The sequence below is a fragment of the Bradyrhizobium sp. 4 genome, assembly GCF_023100905.1.
GTDB lineage: Bacteria > Pseudomonadota > Alphaproteobacteria > Rhizobiales > Xanthobacteraceae > Bradyrhizobium.
Map to the genome: position 1 here is coordinate 6606201 of NZ_CP064686.1, position 14614 is coordinate 6620814.

The following is a 14614-nucleotide window of genomic DNA, read 5'->3' on the forward strand; positions in this document are numbered from 1 at the left end:
CTTGTTTCAACAGACCGCCAAGTGGCGTTTGAACTAGTTATCGAGGAACGACCGCAGCTTCCGCGACCGCGACGGATGCTTCAGCTTGCGCAGGGCCTTCGCCTCGATCTGGCGAATACGCTCTCTCGTCACCGAGAACTGCTGGCCGACTTCTTCCAGCGTGTGGTCGGTGTTCATGCCGATGCCGAAGCGCATGCGCAGCACGCGTTCTTCGCGCGGGGTGAGCGAGGCCAGCACGCGCGTGGTGGTCTCGCGCAGGTTCGACTGGATCGCGGCGTCGATCGGCAGGATCGCGTTCTTGTCCTCGATGAAATCGCCGAGGTGTGAATCCTCTTCGTCACCGACCGGCGTCTCCAGCGACAAAGGCTCCTTGGCGATCTTGAGGACTTTTCGCACTTTCTCCAGCGGCATGCCGAGCTTCTCGGCCAGCTCTTCCGGGGTCGGCTCGCGGCCGATCTCGTTGAGCATCTGGCGCGAGGTGCGAACGATCTTGTTGATCGTCTCGATCATGTGCACGGGGATGCGGATGGTGCGCGCCTGGTCGGCGATCGAGCGGGTGATCGCCTGCCGGATCCACCACGTGGCGTAGGTCGAGAACTTGTAACCGCGGCGGTACTCGAACTTGTCGACCGCCTTCATCAGGCCGATGTTGCCTTCCTGGATCAGGTCAAGGAACTGCAGGCCGCGGTTGGTGTATTTCTTGGCGATCGAGATCACGAGACGGAGGTTGGCTTCCACCATCTCCTTCTTGGCCTGGCGGGCTTCGCGCTCGCCCTTCTGCACCGAGTGCACGATCTTGCGGAACTCGATGATCTCCAAGCCGGTCAGCGCCGCGAGCTGATGCACCTCGTGGCGGAGGTCCTTGATGCGGTCCTTCTCGTGATGGACGAAGTTCTTCCAGCCCTTGGCCGACAGCTTCGAGACACGGTTGAGCCAGCGCGGATCGAGCTCCGAGCCGGTGTAGTTGCGCAGGAAGTCCTCGCGCGCGACGCCGTGGCTGTCGGCAAGGCGCATCAGGCGGCCCTCATGCGAGACGAGGCGCTTGTTGATGTCGTAGAGCTGCTCGACCAGCGAGTCGATACGCGCCTGGTTCAGGCGCAGCGACTTCACCTCGACGATGATCTCGTCCTTGAGCTTGCGGTATTTGCGCTCCTGGTGCGGCGAGAGCGAAGGGCCGTGCGAGGTGCTCTCGAGCTGGTTCTGGATGTCCTGCTCTTGCAGCTTGCGCAGCTTCTTGTAGCTGTCGGCGATCTTGTCGAAGATCTCGACGACCTTCGGCTTGAGCTCGGCCTCGATCGCCGCAAGCGACATCTGGTTCTCGAACTCGTCGTCCTCGTCCATGTCGGCTTCGGCGGCGGACTCCGCCGGATCCTTCGCGGCGTCGCCGGCATTGCCGGGCGCAGGCGCGGCGCGGAACGGGGTCGGCGCCGGCGGTGCGGCGGGCGGGGCGACATGCGCGGGCGCGGCACCGGTGGCCTGGCTGCCTTCGGCCGTCGCTTCACCGGTCTCGCCGTTCGGACCGGCGATCATCGCATTGTTCATGCCGGCCTTGGCATCGGGCCCGGCATAGGTGGCTTCGAGATCGATGATGTCACGAAGGAAGATCTTTCCTTCGTTGAGCTCGTCGCGCCAGATGATGATGGCCTGGAAGGTCAGCGGGCTTTCGCACAGCCCTGCGATCATCGCCTCGCGGCCGGCCTCGATGCGCTTGGCAATCGCGATTTCGCCTTCGCGCGACAGCAGCTCGACGGTGCCCATCTCGCGCAGATACATGCGCACGGGATCGTCGGTGCGCTCGCCCGGCTCGCTCTTCTTGACCTCGGTGACGGCCTTCTGGGTGACTTCGACGAGTTCGTTGTCGGTCTCGTCCTCGCTGCCCTCGTCCTTGTCCTCCTCGCCTTCGCTATCGTCGGCTTCGGTGACGTTGATGCCCATGTCCGAGAGCATGGACATGATGTCCTCGATCTGCTCGGGAGAGGTCTGGTCGGACGGCAAAACTTCGTTGAGCTGATCGAAGGTCACGAAGCCGCGCTTCTTGGCCTGCTTGATCATCTTCTTCACGGCCGCGTCGGACAGATCGAGCAACGGCGAGGGCGCGTCCTGGGAGTCCTTCTCCGGCGCGTCCGCTGCCTTGTCGTCTTTTTCCTTGTCCTTCGCCTGCAGCGTCTTTGCCTTGGTGGCCATCCATTGCTCCTAAACGCGTTTCACACAGACGTTCGCCGCGCCCGCGTGAAATCACTTGAACCTGTTGCTCGATGCTCTCGCTTCGTCAGATCTCGACACGGAAAGGGCGGCGCGGACCTCTTGTCGCCACCCCCGACCTTTCACTCGCCGGATTTGCCTAACGCTTCGTAGAGCCTCTTTGTCGCAGCGGATGCAGGTGTAGTGCCAACAGCAATTGCGCGGATTCATTCCTGACGCGTCTGTTCTGCCTGCGGCCGCCTGGTGGCCAAAGTGCTACAAGACCGTTAAGCCTCGATTAACCCTGTTTTTGCCGCCAAACCTCGGATTTGGCGAGTCTTTTAGCGGTTCCGGCACCGGCCGTCCGCATGATTCTTTCCATCACACGCTCTTCTGGAACCGGCCCGACAGCTCGCCAAAACCCTCGATCAGGGCCTCGGTGCCATCGACTTCGCCTATCCGAGCCTTGACGTCGCGCAGCCACGCCATGTTGGCCTCGCTGGGATCCTCCCCCAAGGCCAGCTCGGCGTCTTTCAGCTCTCTAAGTAGTGAATGGTACTGCCGATGCAAGGCGACCAGCTGATGCCAGGTGGAGAGAACGTCGTCCCGTGCGGCGCCCTCGCGGGCGCCCCACACCGCCGCGGTCGTGATACCGCCCTCAACCCTTTGAAGGGCCTGCAAAAATCCGCCCTTCTCGAGGTCGCTGCGCATCTTCTCGGCGAGCTCCCCGGGGTCCGGCGAATGGTGATGGTCGTTGGCAAAGGCGGCGATGATGCCGGCCCTGAGCTTATGGACCTCGGGATGAGCGAGCTCCAGGGCCGCGACCTCCTCGAGGTGATCGTGCAGCAGCCAGGGGTGGTTGATCAGGATCTGCAGGATCAGGGCCTCCCGGCGGGAGATGGCGCTGCGCTGGCCGCGCATGATCGGGCTTGCCGCGAGCTGCGCGCTCGCCGCCTGGTAGGGCCCGGAGGGCAGCTGGATCGGACCGGGCGGGCCGCGGCGGCCGCCAAATCCCTGACCGCCGAATCGATTCGCGCCTCCCCCACCGCGGGGCTGGAACTGGCGACCGGGGCCGGGGCGGAAATTGCCACGGCCGCCACCAAAGCCGCCGCGTCCGCCTTCGGGGGCAAAGGCGCGCTGGAGCCGCTCGGCGAGATCCTGCCGGTAATAGCGCCGCACCACCTCGTCGCGGATGCCGTTGGAGAGCTCCTTGATGCGCGCCTCCAGCGCGGCGCGGCGCTCGGGCGTGGCGAAATTGCCGCCTTCGAGCTCGCGCGACCAGATCATCTCGGCGAGCGGACGCGCCGCCGCGATCACCTCCTCGATCGCGCCGCGACCGCCGGAGCGCACGAGATCGTCGGGGTCCTGCCCTTCCGGCAGCAGCGCAAAACGAAGACTCTTGCCGGGCGCGAGGAAGGGCAAGGCGAGGTCCGCGGCACGATACGCCGCCTTCTGGCCGGCGCGGTCGCCATCGAAGCAGAGGATCGGCTCGTCCGCCATCTTCCAGAGCAGCGCGAGCTGGTTTTCGGTAAGCGCGGTGCCGAGCGGCGCCACGCTGCCGGCAAAGCCCGCGGTGACCATGGCAATGACGTCGACATAGCCCTCGACCACGACCAGGGCGCTGCCGTCATGGGTGGCTTTGCGCGCCGTCTGGTGGTTGTAGAGATTGTCGCCCTTGTGGAAGAGCGGCGTCTCCGGCGAATTCAGGTACTTGGCCGGAACGTCCTTCTCCAGCGCGCGGCCGCCGAAGGCGATGACGCGGCCGCGCAAATCCGTGATCGGAAACATCACGCGGTCGCGGAAGCGGTCATAGGGCACGGGGATGTAGTTGCCGGCCACCAGCATGCCGGTCTCGACCATGTCGTCGACGGAGACGCCGAGCTTACCGAGATGCTCTTTCAGCGCGAAACGATCTGGTGGCGCATAGCCGAGCCGAAACTGCAATTGCGTCGCCGGCGAGATCGCACGGTCGGCGAGATAGCCCCGCGCCTTGGCGCCTACGCGCGAGGCCAGCGTCTCGGCAAAGAACTTGGCCGCGAGATCCATCACGTCGTGCAGCGAGCGGCGCCGCTGCTCCTGACGCGCCGCATCCGGCGTCACCGCCGGCAGCGGCAGGCCCGCCATATTGGCGAGTCGCTCCACGGCCTCCGCGAACGGCAGGCCCTCGGTCTCCATCATGAAGCTGATGATGTCGCCGTGCTTGCCCGAGGAGAAGTCGTGGTAAAAGCCCTTCTGGTCGTTGACGTAGAAGGACGGCGTCTTTTCCTGCTGGAACGGCGACAGCCCCTTCCACTCCCGCCCCGCCTTCTTCAGCTTGACGCGCTTGCCCACGACTTCGGAGACCGAAAGCCTGGCACGCAGCTCGTCGAGGAATTGGGGCGTGAAGCGCATGGGCTCTGTGTAACGCGAAACCGTGTGAGTCGGGCGAAGGGATCAGGGATATAGGGACGGCCCGTCCAGAAGTCAGGTTTGTCAGGCTTATACGCGCTGTTCACAGCCCTTCGGTCATCCCGGGGCCCGCGGAGTGTGAGCCCGACTGCCAGGGGCCTTGAACCCGCCTCGGTTCCACGCTTCCATGGGCGATGTTCAGGACCTTCCGAGGCGGCCAGAGTGGGGGTTGGCGCATCACCTCGATTTCGCCTGTGACGGGCGAACCCCTCGCCTTCATGCCGGCGCTGTCGGTCACCGACAGCGAGGCCATCGCATTGCCCCTGGTGCCCTCGCGCAATGCCTGGCGGCTGGTCGGCGCCGCGAGCAACTTGCGCTACACCGAGCGCGCCGAGAAGCAGCAGCTCACGGCCGTGCAGGCCGGCCTCGGCCGGCTGGAAGCGACCAGCGCGGCGCTGATCCCGATCCGCAAGTCGCAGGCCTGGTGGGAGCTGACCCAGGAAGAGCGCCGCAGGATCTTCGAGGACAAGTCGCATCACATCGCGAGCAGCCTGCGCTTCCTGCCTGCGATTGCGCGCCAGCTCTATCATTGCCGCGACCTCGGCGGGCCCTTCGATTTTCTGACCTGGTTCGAATTCGCGCCCGCGCACGCCTCGCTGTTCGAGGAGCTGGTTGCGATGCTGAGGCGGACCGAGGAGTGGAGTTATGTCGAGCGCGAGGTCGACGTCCGCGCGGTGAAGGAAGTGCTGTCGGCCTAGTGATCGAGGAAGCGGCCGGATTCGATGCGCGGCAGATCGGTGACGGGCCAGTTGTAGATGTAGGTCCAGGCCGGTGCCGTCGCGCCGTCCGGGCCTGTCACGTCGACCAGCTGGCGCCGATATTCGGTCGGCGCCGGAAAGCCCTCGCCGCAGGCCTCGTACATGTCGAGCTCGCGCAACAGCTCGTCGGGCACGCCCAGGTGAAAGAGTTCGCCGTGGACGCGGTCGGACGGCACATCGGAGAGCAGCAGCCCCGGATAATGCTTCACCAGAACGAGCCGGCCGCGGCAGGTCGCTTCACCCAGAAAATCCGCATGGCCCGCAAGCAACCGCGCCATCGGATGGTCGAAGCCGCGCATCAGCGTGCCGTAGACGAAAAGACGATCGGAGGTCATGGCCTTCTATAACCGTCAATCGGCAGCGTGCAAATCGCAGCAGATCTACGAAGCCTCAGCCTCGACTTTCTCACCGCTGCGCTGCTCGTCCGACACCACCCTGATGGTGACGTCCATGGCGTCGAACGCGCCCGCAGCGCCGATATAGACGCCGTGCAGCGGGATCGCCTGGCGCGGATCGCGTGCGACCGCGACGCGGATGAGGTCGCGGGTGCCGACGATGCCGTTGGTCGGATCGAATTCAATCCAGCCCGCGCTCGGCAGGTAGACCTGCACCCAGGCATGCGTCGAACCACCGCCGACATGGCGCTGCTCGATATCCTCCGGCAGGAAGATGTAGCCGGAGACGAATCGTGCGGCGATGCCGAGATGGCGCAGCGCCTCGATCATGAACAGCGCGTAGTCGCGGCAGGTTCCGCTACCGGACTGCAAGGTGTCGAGCGGATGCTGCGTGCCCAGCTCGTGGCGCTTGCGGTACTTGAACCGCTCGCGGATGCCGTGGGTCATGCCGCTCAGGATCTTGAAGGTCGGCGTCGGCGCGTCCTCGTCGAGAAAGCCGCGCGCCCATTCCGCGATCTCGCCGTCGGGATCGGTGTATTGCGGGGTGATGTAGTGGACGAGGTCGGGAAATTCCTCGTCATCATACGCGAACGGATAGAAATAGGCCGAGTCGTCCGGCGTCAGCGCGAACTCCTCGACCGGATTGTGCTCGACGGTGACGTGCCAATCGAAGACCAGCGTGTCCGCGCGCTCGTCGAAATTCGCGATCGCGACGGAATTGCCGAACACGTCGTGGATCCAGTGCAGCGACATCGGCTCGGGCGAGATCTCGAGCCTGGAGTCGAGCACGCGCAGATCATGCCCGTCGCGCGGACGCAGCATGATCCTGTGTTCGCCGAACGCCACCGGGCGGGTGTAGCGATATTCGGTCTTGTGATGAATCGTCAGCAGCGGCATCGTCAGGCAATCATGGTGAGGTCGGGCGGACCAATCTATAGCAATCCCGCCCGATTCTTCGGGGTGACTGCTGTTTCATTAGGCAATCAGGATGGCTTTAGACACAATCGAGGCGACCAATCAACTCCTCAGCGAGGGTGACGTCCCCCCAGTGCACGAGGTGAATGCGCAAGGGACCTCGCCTTTTCTGCTCACCTCGGACCACTACGGACGGGTCCTGCCGCGTGCGCTCGGCGATCTCGGCGTCGCGGGAGGCGAGCTGACGCGGCATATCGCCTGGGACATCGGCATTGCGGGGGTCGCCGACCGGCTCGCAGAGATGCTGGGCGCACATCTGATCGCCCAGCGCTATTCGCGGCTGGTGATCGACTGCAACCGCCCGCCCGGCGCCGTGAGCTCTATCCCCCTGATTTCCGAAGCAACCGCGATCCCGCGCAACGAGGGAATTTCGGAGCAGGAACGCAAAGCGCGCAGGCGCGAGATCTTCGAGCCCTATCACCGCCGTATCGAGGCCGCGATCGGCCGCCGCGTGCACGACAAGCGGCCGACAGTGCTGGTATCGCTGCACAGCTTCACCCCCGTTTACGCCGGCGTCGCGCGCCCCTGGCACATCGGCGCGCTCTACAATCGCGACACCGTGCTGCCGCAGCTGTTGCTCAGACATCTGAGCAGAGAGAGCGATCTCGTCGTCGGCGACAACGAGCCCTACGCGGTCAACGACCTCACCGACTACACCATCCCCGTCCACGGCGAAGCCCGCGGCCTCGTCAACACCGGCATCGAGATCCGCCAGGATCTGATCGCGGACCAGTCCGGCCAGCAACAATGGGCCGAGCGGCTGGCGAGGATTTTTGCGGAGATCGAGCTGGAGCTGCGGGCAGAGAGGCTTATCGACTAGCCCGATGGCGGTTATTTTGCCCTGGTCAGCGCCAGCCAGATGCCGCCGCCGATCATGAACCCGCCGGAGATGCGCGACATCATGCGGGTGCGGCGAGCCGAAAAGAACTTTCGGGCCCGCCCCGCGGCGATGGCGTAGAGCGCGTCCGTCATCACCGCAGTGACCATGAAGGTTGCACCCAGCAGCGCGACCTGCGGGAAGTGGTCGCGATTCATGTCCATGAACTGCGGGATGAAGGCGCCGAAGAACACCAGCACCTTCGGGTTCGACAGCAGCACCAGGAAACCTTGCAGAAAGAATCCGCCGCGCGGCGGCGCCGGCGGCTGGTCGACATTGACGCCCTCGACCGGCGCCCAGATCAGCTTGATGCCGAGCCAAACCAGATAGGCGGCGCCGGCAAAGCGCACCCAGTCGAACCAGTAGCCCATGGTCGCCATCAGCGAGGTCAGGCCGACCGCGACGATGCCGATGACGATGGCGAGGCCGGCCTGCGCACCGGCCACATTGGTCAGCGCCGCACGCGTGCCGTGGCGCAGCCCGTTGGCGATGACGAGAGTGACGATCGGCCCCGGCAGCAGCGCCAGCGCAATGCAGGCGGCAAGGAAGGCGAGATAGGCTTGCAGAGACATCATGGGGAGGACTCGCTGAGAGCGGTTTGGGCATTAATGCATGACACTCAATGTCCGTCCAGCGCCGCAGCTCCCACGTCTTCATCTCCGGTGTCTGCAGGAACACGAGCCGCGCACGATGCATCACCGCCTTGACAGGCAACCATTTGGTTGCCTATTATCGTCGCCATGGATGAGGTCTTCAAAGCGCTCGCCGATGCGTCACGACGGTCGCTGCTCGACAGGCTTCACACCAGGAACGGCCAGACGCTGAACGAGCTCTGCGAAGGCCTCGCGATGACGCGCCAGGCGGTGACCAAGCACCTTGCGATTCTGGAACAGGCCAACCTGGTCACGACCATCAGGCACGGCCGCGAGAAGCTGCACTATCTCAATCCGGTTCCGATCCATCAGATCGGCGAGCGCTGGATCAAGAAATTCGAGCGCGGCAAGCTCGCCGCACTCGGCGAGTTGAAACGCCAGTTGGAGAAGCGTGATGAGTAAGCCGCAATTCGTCTATGTCACCTACATCGAGACCACGCCAACGAGGCTGTGGGAGGCGCTGACATCAAGCGAGTTCAGCAAGCAATACTGGTTTGGCGCCGAGGTCAGGTCCGACTGGAAAATCGGCTCCCCTTTCGCGCTGCTGCTGGACGGCGAGACCACCGATTCCGGCGAAATCCTAGAAGCCGATCCACCGCGGCGGTTGTCCTACAGCTTCAAGCACCAGAAATACGAAGAGCTGCGCGGCGAACCGATCTCGCGCGTCGTGTTCACCATCGAACCGTTCGGCTCGCTCGTGCGTTTGACCGTGCTGCATGACGGCTTCGTCGAAGGCGGCAAATATCTCGGCGCCGTTTCCAACGGCTGGCCGGCGATCCTGTCCGGCCTCAAGAGCCTGCTGGAACGCGGCAAAGTGCTGGCCATTCCGCGCGCAGCCCTCAACAAGGGATTTGATGCAAAATGAACCTCGATCAGTTCAAGCCGCTCACCGTCTACACGATTTACATCGCCGCGACGCCGGAGCAGGTGTGGGAGGCGCTGACCTCCGCCGAGTTCAGCCGCAAATACTTTTCCGGCTTTGCGGTTGAGATGGAGCCCAGACTCGGCGGCAAATTCATCGTGCGCGCGCCTGACGGGTCGGAACACATCTCGGGCGATGTATTCGAATACGATCCGCCGAACAGGCTGACGGTGACGTGGAACGTCAACTGGCCCGACCTCGTCGCGAAGCTCGGCACCACGCTTGTCACTTATGAGATCGAACAAGCCGGCGAGGCCGTCCGCCTCACCATGAGCGAACGTCACGACCGCCCGCTCAGCGACGACATCCTTTCCGGCGGCCGCACCGGCTGGCCCGCAATCCTGTCGGGGCTGAAGAGCCTGCTGGAAACGGGCAAGGCGCCGCAGATCAAGATGGCGCCGCCGGCGCAGATGCTGGAAGCGTTGAGGGCGATGGGGATCAAGACGCCGTAGCGGACGAACCCTGCGCCGTCACCGCTTCTTCTTCACCGGCGGATTGATTTCGTCGATCTTGCGACTGCAATCTGCTTCCGAAACGTGCGGGCCCGAGACAAAGGTCCCGCTGACCTTGATCGCGTACCAGCCCGACTCGACGCCGAGCCGGAGCGCTTCTTCTGTCTTGACGTGCCGTGGCGAGAGAGCTTGCATCGGTTGAGTTTGCATCGGGTGCTTTCGGTTGGCGTTCGATCTCATGATAGAATCGCGGTGAAACCTTCTGGCGTCCGCGGCACGGGCGTGCCGCGTCCGCCTCACCGCTGGAGCGTGCAATATACGCAACGACCGCTGTTGCGACGTCGCGATGAGTCGGCTCCGCCAGTGCGAGGGAATGAGGCGCTTCACGTCGCGCGAATAGTCGTGGCGCTGCATATGCGCAGAGACGACAGGTTCTTTCCGACGTTGTCGGCACCGTGCGCGCAATCGCCGCAATTAGCTATCGTTTTCTCGCCCGTGCCGCGCTTTTGAAGCGCAAATTGCCGTTCGCGACCGAATAAGCCGTCGAAGCCTTGTGATCGGCCGCTTCGTAGCCATGTTGGGAGCTTAGCCAAGGGAAAAACGTATGAAGCTCCGCGTCGGGTTTGAGATGCTGTACGAATTCCCGCAGCCCACGCCTATGATCATGGTGTTGGGCACGCACTTCACCCGCGCCTCCGATGTCATCGTGCCCGACCTGGTGACCACCAGACCCTCGGTGCCGATCACTCCCTATCGCGACCTCTTCGGCAATTGGTGCAGCCGCATCGTAGCGCCGGCCGGCACCTTTCGCCTTGCCGGCGATGGGGTCGTGAGTGACAGCGGCCTGCCCGACCCGGCGTTTCCGAACGCAGTTCAGCACGCCGTCGAGGCGCTGCCGACCGACACGCTCGTCTATCTGCTCGGCAGTCGCTACTGCGAGACCGATCGCCTGTCGGATATCGCATGGAAATTGTTCGAGCACACGCCGCCCGGCTGGGCGCGGGTCCAGGCCATCTGCGATTTCGTTCATCGTCACATCGCCTTCGGCTATGAGCACGCGCGCGCAACCAAGACGGCGCGGGAAGTCTACGACGAAGGCAAGGGTGTGTGCCGCGACTATGCTCATCTTGCCATCGCGTTCTGCCGCTGCATGAACATCCCGGCGCGCTACTGCACCGGCTATCTCAGCGACATCGGCACGCCGAAGCCCTGGGCCGTGGGAGATTTCGCCGGATGGTTCGAGGCTTATCTCGGCGGAAGCTGGCACATGTTCGATCCCCGCAACAACACGCCGCGGATCGGCCGCGTGCTGATCGCGCAAGGACGCGATGCCGCGGACGTCCCGATCACCCAGACCTTCGGTCCGAATAAGCTGCTCAATTTCAAAGTATGGACCGACGAGGTTGCCTGATGACAGACAGCAGCGTTACGCTTAGCGCCGATGAATTTGCGTCGTTGGCCGAGATCGGCAAGGGCAAGGCGCAAGGCGAAATTCCGCAAGCGCACGGCGAGCGGCTGACCAACCTCGGTTATGCGGTCAGGCGCCTCGGTGAACTCGAACTGACCTCATCAGGCGAGCGCCGGCTGGCAACGGGCGAATAGTTCGCTGCCGTTGCGTCCGGCTCGCTGTTACGCCACCGGCACCACGATGCGCCGATAAAGATGCCAGGTCGCGTGCCCGAGCACGGGCAGCGTCACCACCAGCCCCAGAAAATACGGCAGCGCCGAGACGATCAGGACCATCACGATCACCGCGGCCCAGCCAATCATCGGCAGCGGGCTGGCGACGACCGCGCGCACGCTTGTCACCATCGCCGTGACGAAATCGACCTCGCGGTCGAGCAGCAGCGGAAACGACACCACGGTCAGCGAAAACAGGATCAGCGACAGCACCGCGCCGACCGCGTTGCCGATGCCGAGGAACAGCAAGCCCTCGTTCGTGGTCAGCACCACCGTCATGAACTCCTGCAGGCTCGAGAACGAGGCATGCAGGCCAAGCAGCAGCGCGATCAGAAGCCGCACCTGATACATCCAGACCACGAAGACGAACAGCGTGACGAAGGCCATCCAGCCGATCTCGCCGCGCGCGCGCACGGCCGACCAGATCGCGCCGGGCGAGACGGGCTCGCCGCGCTCGCGACGGCGGCTGACTTCATAGAGCCCGATCGCCACGAATGGCCCGAGCAGCGCGAAGCCGGCGGCCAGCGGATAGATCAGATAGACCATGCCGAACGCAGTGAAGCACAGCATGATGGCAGTGCCGCCGGCGGCGTAGAGCGCGCCGAAGCAAAGGCCGTAAAGCGGCAGCGCCTGGAAATCACGCAGGCCCTCGACCAGCGCCTCGGCGATGTCGGTCGCCGCGACGGGACGCACCACCGGATCGACCTTGCCCGAAATGGACATCAGCTCCCTCCTCCTTAGCCGGTGCGATCTCCGTCGCACGCGGATGACCTCGATCTTAGCGTCCCCGCGGCCGGCGCGCACGCGCGAGTTGACGGCCGGACGACGGTATCCCGAGGCCGCCGGCGCAGACCCGGGAAAGCCATCGCGCCATCGGCGGCGCTCCTTTCGAGAAGCTCATCCGTGCTGCAACTAGCTCGAAATCTTTCCTCGTCGAGGACTTTTTCGGCCCGTTGCCTATGGACTGAGCGGAGGGTGGTGCCGCAAATTGGGTCCTTGAACGAGCGCGCGATGACCAGATTGGACCGTCCGACCGATGAGCTTGCGTACCCGGCTACTGATGCTCGTCATCGCGGCCATGCTGGTGCCGGCGAGCCTCGTCGGGCTCCGTTTCGTGCAGAACCGGAGCAGTGAAATCAACGCCGCCCTGGCCAATCTGGCGGCCTCGGCCGACGACATTGCCAGCGATCTGAGTGAGAAGATTCAAGGAACCGCGCAGCTTCACTACGGTCTGGCCCGCGCGCGCGACCTCGACACGCGCGACAAGGCGGCGTGCTCGGCGTTTCTATCGGACGTGCGCGAGGAATACCCTCAGTTCACGGGAATCCTGACCATCGACCCGGACGGCAGCCTGTTCTGCGACTCGCTGCGGACCAACCGCACCCTTGATCTGAGGGATCGCGCCTATTTCAAGCAGGCCCTGGTCTCGCGCAGCGTCGTGGTGGAGCCGGTATTCGGCCGGCTGACCGGAATATCGGTGCTCCAGATCGCATATCCGGTGCGATCGGAGGCGGGCGCGCTGAAGCTGGTGCTGCTCGCCTCGTTCAACCTGCGTAAATTCGCCGAGTATCACCACAAGCGGCTGCTCGCCGAGAAGGATGTCCTGCTCATCGACGCTAAGGGCACCGTTCTCGTCGCCCCCTCGATAGCCGGCTGGACCGCGCCCGTGGGCGCGTCGATTGCGGGATCCGACCTGCTCCGCTTCGCGACGGCTCCCGATCAAAAGGCATTTCAGGAAGTGACCGATCGCGACGGCCGCACGCAGGTCTGGGCCGTCGCCCACTCGCCTTCGATCCGTGATGCCGGCCTCTTCATCTTGGTCGGACGCTCCAAGGACGGACTGGTCGCGGCGGCGAATCGCCGGCTCTACGAGGACATGGCGATCCTCGCGGTGGCCTTGCTGCTGTTGCTGGCCGGCGTATGGATCCTCGCAACCGTGAGCGTCGGGCGCCAGGTCGGGCGACTCGCCAACATGGCGAAGCGACTCGGGCTCGGCGATCTCAGCGCGCGAATTCCTCCACCCCATCCGCGCGGCGAGCTGGGCGGATTGATGACCCTGCTCAACGGCACCGCCGAGTCGCTCGAGCAGCAACGCGCGGCCATCGCGGACCTCAACCAGAAGCTCAGCCAATCCCAGAAAATGGAGGCCATGGGCCAGCTCACCGGCGGCGTGGCGCATGACTTCAACAACCTCCTCACCGTCATTCTCGGCAATTCGGAGCACCTTGCCGACAGGCTGGCGGGGAACAAGGAGTTGCACCGGATCGCCGGCGACATCGCGACAGCCGCCGAGCGCGGCTCCGACCTGACGCGGAGCCTGCTCGCCTTCGCGCGCAAGCAGCCCCTGAGGCCGCGAGACATCGACATTAGCGAGAAGATTCAGGAGATGGAGGCGTTGTTGCGCCGGCCGCTGGGCGAGCACATCGAATGCGCTTTCGTGCTCGAACCGGATGTGGGGTTGACCAGCGTCGATCCCGGCCAGCTGACGACGGCCCTGCTCAATCTCGTGCTCAACGCGCGCGATGTCATGCAGTTGGGCGGCAGGCTGACCATCGAGGCGCGCAACGTGTCGCTCGGTGAATCCGACTTGGACATCAACGCCGAACCGCGACCGGGCGACTATGTCATGGTGGCCGTGACCGACACCGGCAGCGGCATGACTGCCGAGGTGGCGAGCCGGGCGTTCGAGCCGTTCTTCACCACCAAGGAGGTCGGCAAGGGGACCGGGCTCGGCCTGAGCATGGTCTACGGGTTTGTTCGGCAGTCCGGCGGGCTGGTGCAGATGCAGTCCGCACCGAGACAAGGCAGCACCGTCAGGCTGTTCTTTCCCCGCTTGGCGGCACCGCCAAACGAGGACGCCTCACCCGCCGAAGGGATCGTCACGCGCGAAGGAAGCGAGACCATTCTCGTCGTCGAGGACGACGACATGGTTCGGACTTATGTCGAAAGCGAGCTGAAGGCGCTCGGCTACCGCGTCATCACGGCCGCAAGCGGCCCGGCGGCGCTCGACTTGTTGCGCCAGTCCGCGGACATCGACCTGCTGTTCACCGACGTCGTGATGCCCGGCGGCATGTTCGGGCCGGAGCTTGCCAGGCAAGCAATCCAGTTGCGGCCCGGGCTCAAGGTGCTCTTCACCTCCGGCTACAGCCAAAATCCGGTCAAGGCGCCCGACGGGATCGGCGATGCCCGCATCCTGACCAAGCCGTTCCGGCGGCGAGACCTCGCCGCGATGCTGCGATCCGCGCTGTCGACGCCGCAGCGGTGAGATGACGA

General features: G+C 64.4%; 15 protein-coding genes. 8 read left to right on the plus strand and 7 right to left on the minus strand.

Annotation, left to right across the window (positions count from 1 at the left end):
- Positions 1-33: 33 nt before the first annotated feature.
- A complete protein-coding gene (gene rpoD / locus IVB45_RS31550) occupies positions 34-2184 on the minus strand; it encodes an RNA polymerase sigma factor RpoD (protein WP_247358031.1) in 2151 nt (716 codons plus the stop codon).
- 378 nt (positions 2185-2562) lie between these two features.
- Entirely contained in the window at positions 2563-4572 is a 2010-nt protein-coding gene (gene dnaG, locus IVB45_RS31555) for a DNA primase (protein WP_247358030.1), read from the minus strand.
- Between the two features lie 191 nt (positions 4573-4763).
- On the opposite strand from dnaG, the gene IVB45_RS31560 reads away from it, so the two are divergent.
- Positions 4764-5327: a chlorite dismutase family protein gene (locus IVB45_RS31560; protein WP_027565299.1), complete on the plus strand. Its 564-nt coding sequence runs from the start codon at positions 4764-4766 to the stop codon at positions 5325-5327.
- Here the strand turns inward: IVB45_RS31560 and IVB45_RS31565 are convergent.
- Both IVB45_RS31565 and IVB45_RS31570 read right to left on the minus strand, forming a co-directional pair.
- On the minus strand, positions 5324-5722 hold the full coding sequence (locus tag IVB45_RS31565; protein ID WP_247358029.1) for a gamma-glutamylcyclotransferase family protein: 399 nt from the start codon (positions 5720-5722) through the stop codon (positions 5324-5326). The two genes, IVB45_RS31560 and IVB45_RS31565, sit on opposite strands and share 4 nt — an antisense overlap.
- A gap of 45 nt (positions 5723-5767) precedes the next feature.
- Positions 5768-6679: a transglutaminase family protein gene (locus tag IVB45_RS31570; RefSeq protein ID WP_247358028.1), complete on the minus strand. Its 912-nt coding sequence runs from the start codon at positions 6677-6679 to the stop codon at positions 5768-5770.
- Between the two features lie 91 nt (positions 6680-6770).
- Here IVB45_RS31570 and IVB45_RS31575 point away from each other — a divergent pair, with 91 nt between their 5' ends.
- Positions 6771-7577: an N-formylglutamate amidohydrolase gene (locus IVB45_RS31575; protein WP_247358027.1), complete on the plus strand. Its 807-nt coding sequence runs from the start codon at positions 6771-6773 to the stop codon at positions 7575-7577.
- An 11-nt stretch (positions 7578-7588) separates the two neighbouring features.
- Here IVB45_RS31575 and IVB45_RS31580 read toward each other — a convergent pair whose 3' ends face one another.
- On the minus strand, positions 7589-8209 hold the full coding sequence (locus tag IVB45_RS31580; protein ID WP_081747781.1) for a LysE family translocator: 621 nt from the start codon (positions 8207-8209) through the stop codon (positions 7589-7591).
- Between the two features lie 165 nt (positions 8210-8374).
- Here IVB45_RS31580 and IVB45_RS31585 point away from each other — a divergent pair, with 165 nt between their 5' ends.
- From IVB45_RS31585 to IVB45_RS31595, 3 genes are read left to right on the plus strand one after another with little or no spacing between them, the layout of a single operon-like run.
- Positions 8375-8689 carry a metalloregulator ArsR/SmtB family transcription factor gene (locus tag IVB45_RS31585; protein WP_027565303.1) on the plus strand — a complete coding sequence of 105 codons (315 nt, stop codon included), beginning with the start codon at positions 8375-8377 and terminating at the stop codon, positions 8687-8689.
- Complete coding sequence (locus IVB45_RS31590; protein WP_247358026.1) at positions 8682-9152, plus strand: SRPBCC family protein; 471 nt, start codon at positions 8682-8684, stop codon at positions 9150-9152. The genes IVB45_RS31585 and IVB45_RS31590 overlap by 8 nt, the downstream gene beginning before the upstream one ends.
- A complete protein-coding gene (locus IVB45_RS31595) occupies positions 9149-9661 on the plus strand; it encodes an SRPBCC family protein (protein WP_247358025.1) in 513 nt (170 codons plus the stop codon). The genes IVB45_RS31590 and IVB45_RS31595 overlap by 4 nt, the downstream gene beginning before the upstream one ends.
- An 18-nt stretch (positions 9662-9679) precedes the next feature.
- Here the strand turns inward: IVB45_RS31595 and IVB45_RS31600 are convergent, their stop codons facing one another.
- Entirely contained in the window at positions 9680-9901 is a 222-nt protein-coding gene (locus tag IVB45_RS31600) for a hypothetical protein (RefSeq protein WP_247282510.1), read from the minus strand.
- A gap of 364 nt (positions 9902-10265) precedes the next feature.
- On the opposite strand from IVB45_RS31600, the gene IVB45_RS31605 reads away from it, so the two are divergent.
- Positions 10266-11072: a transglutaminase family protein gene (locus IVB45_RS31605; protein ID WP_027565307.1), complete on the plus strand. Its 807-nt coding sequence runs from the start codon at positions 10266-10268 to the stop codon at positions 11070-11072.
- Positions 11072-11263, plus strand: a complete 192-nt coding sequence (locus IVB45_RS31610) for a hypothetical protein (RefSeq protein WP_247358024.1) — start codon at positions 11072-11074, stop codon at positions 11261-11263. Before IVB45_RS31605 ends, IVB45_RS31610 begins: the two co-directional genes overlap by 1 nt.
- 27 nt (positions 11264-11290) lie before the next feature.
- Here the strand turns inward: IVB45_RS31610 and IVB45_RS31615 are convergent, their stop codons facing one another.
- Complete coding sequence (locus IVB45_RS31615; protein WP_247358023.1) at positions 11291-12064, minus strand: DUF2189 domain-containing protein; 774 nt, start codon at positions 12062-12064, stop codon at positions 11291-11293.
- Positions 12065-12377: 313 nt separating this feature from the next.
- On the opposite strand from IVB45_RS31615, the gene IVB45_RS31620 reads away from it, so the two are divergent.
- Positions 12378-14606, plus strand: coding sequence for an ATP-binding protein (locus tag IVB45_RS31620; protein ID WP_247358022.1), 2229 nt, complete (start codon positions 12378-12380; stop codon positions 14604-14606).
- The last annotated feature ends 8 nt before the right edge of the window (positions 14607-14614 follow it).

Bases quoted from the DNA above. Each gene is read 5' to 3' on its own strand.
- rpoD (WP_247358031.1), bottom strand. From the start codon at position 2,184: ATGGCCACCAAGGCAAAGACGCTGCAGGCGAAGGACAAGGAAAAAGAC.
- dnaG (WP_247358030.1), bottom strand. From the start codon at position 4,572: ATGCGCTTCACGCCCCAATTCCTCGACGAGCTGCGTGCCAGGCTTTCG.
- IVB45_RS31560 (WP_027565299.1), top strand. From the start codon at position 4,764: ATGTTCAGGACCTTCCGAGGCGGCCAGAGTGGGGGTTGGCGCATCACC.
- IVB45_RS31565 (WP_247358029.1), bottom strand. From the start codon at position 5,722: ATGACCTCCGATCGTCTTTTCGTCTACGGCACGCTGATGCGCGGCTTC.
- IVB45_RS31570 (WP_247358028.1), bottom strand. From the start codon at position 6,679: ATGCCGCTGCTGACGATTCATCACAAGACCGAATATCGCTACACCCGC.
- IVB45_RS31575 (WP_247358027.1), top strand. From the start codon at position 6,771: ATGGCTTTAGACACAATCGAGGCGACCAATCAACTCCTCAGCGAGGGT.
- IVB45_RS31580 (WP_081747781.1), bottom strand. From the start codon at position 8,209: ATGATGTCTCTGCAAGCCTATCTCGCCTTCCTTGCCGCCTGCATTGCG.
- IVB45_RS31585 (WP_027565303.1), top strand. From the start codon at position 8,375: ATGGATGAGGTCTTCAAAGCGCTCGCCGATGCGTCACGACGGTCGCTG.
- IVB45_RS31590 (WP_247358026.1), top strand. From the start codon at position 8,682: ATGAGTAAGCCGCAATTCGTCTATGTCACCTACATCGAGACCACGCCA.
- IVB45_RS31595 (WP_247358025.1), top strand. From the start codon at position 9,149: ATGAACCTCGATCAGTTCAAGCCGCTCACCGTCTACACGATTTACATC.
- IVB45_RS31600 (WP_247282510.1), bottom strand. From the start codon at position 9,901: ATGAGATCGAACGCCAACCGAAAGCACCCGATGCAAACTCAACCGATG.
- IVB45_RS31605 (WP_027565307.1), top strand. From the start codon at position 10,266: ATGAAGCTCCGCGTCGGGTTTGAGATGCTGTACGAATTCCCGCAGCCC.
- IVB45_RS31610 (WP_247358024.1), top strand. From the start codon at position 11,072: ATGACAGACAGCAGCGTTACGCTTAGCGCCGATGAATTTGCGTCGTTG.
- IVB45_RS31615 (WP_247358023.1), bottom strand. From the start codon at position 12,064: ATGTCCATTTCGGGCAAGGTCGATCCGGTGGTGCGTCCCGTCGCGGCG.
- IVB45_RS31620 (WP_247358022.1), top strand. From the start codon at position 12,378: ATGAGCTTGCGTACCCGGCTACTGATGCTCGTCATCGCGGCCATGCTG.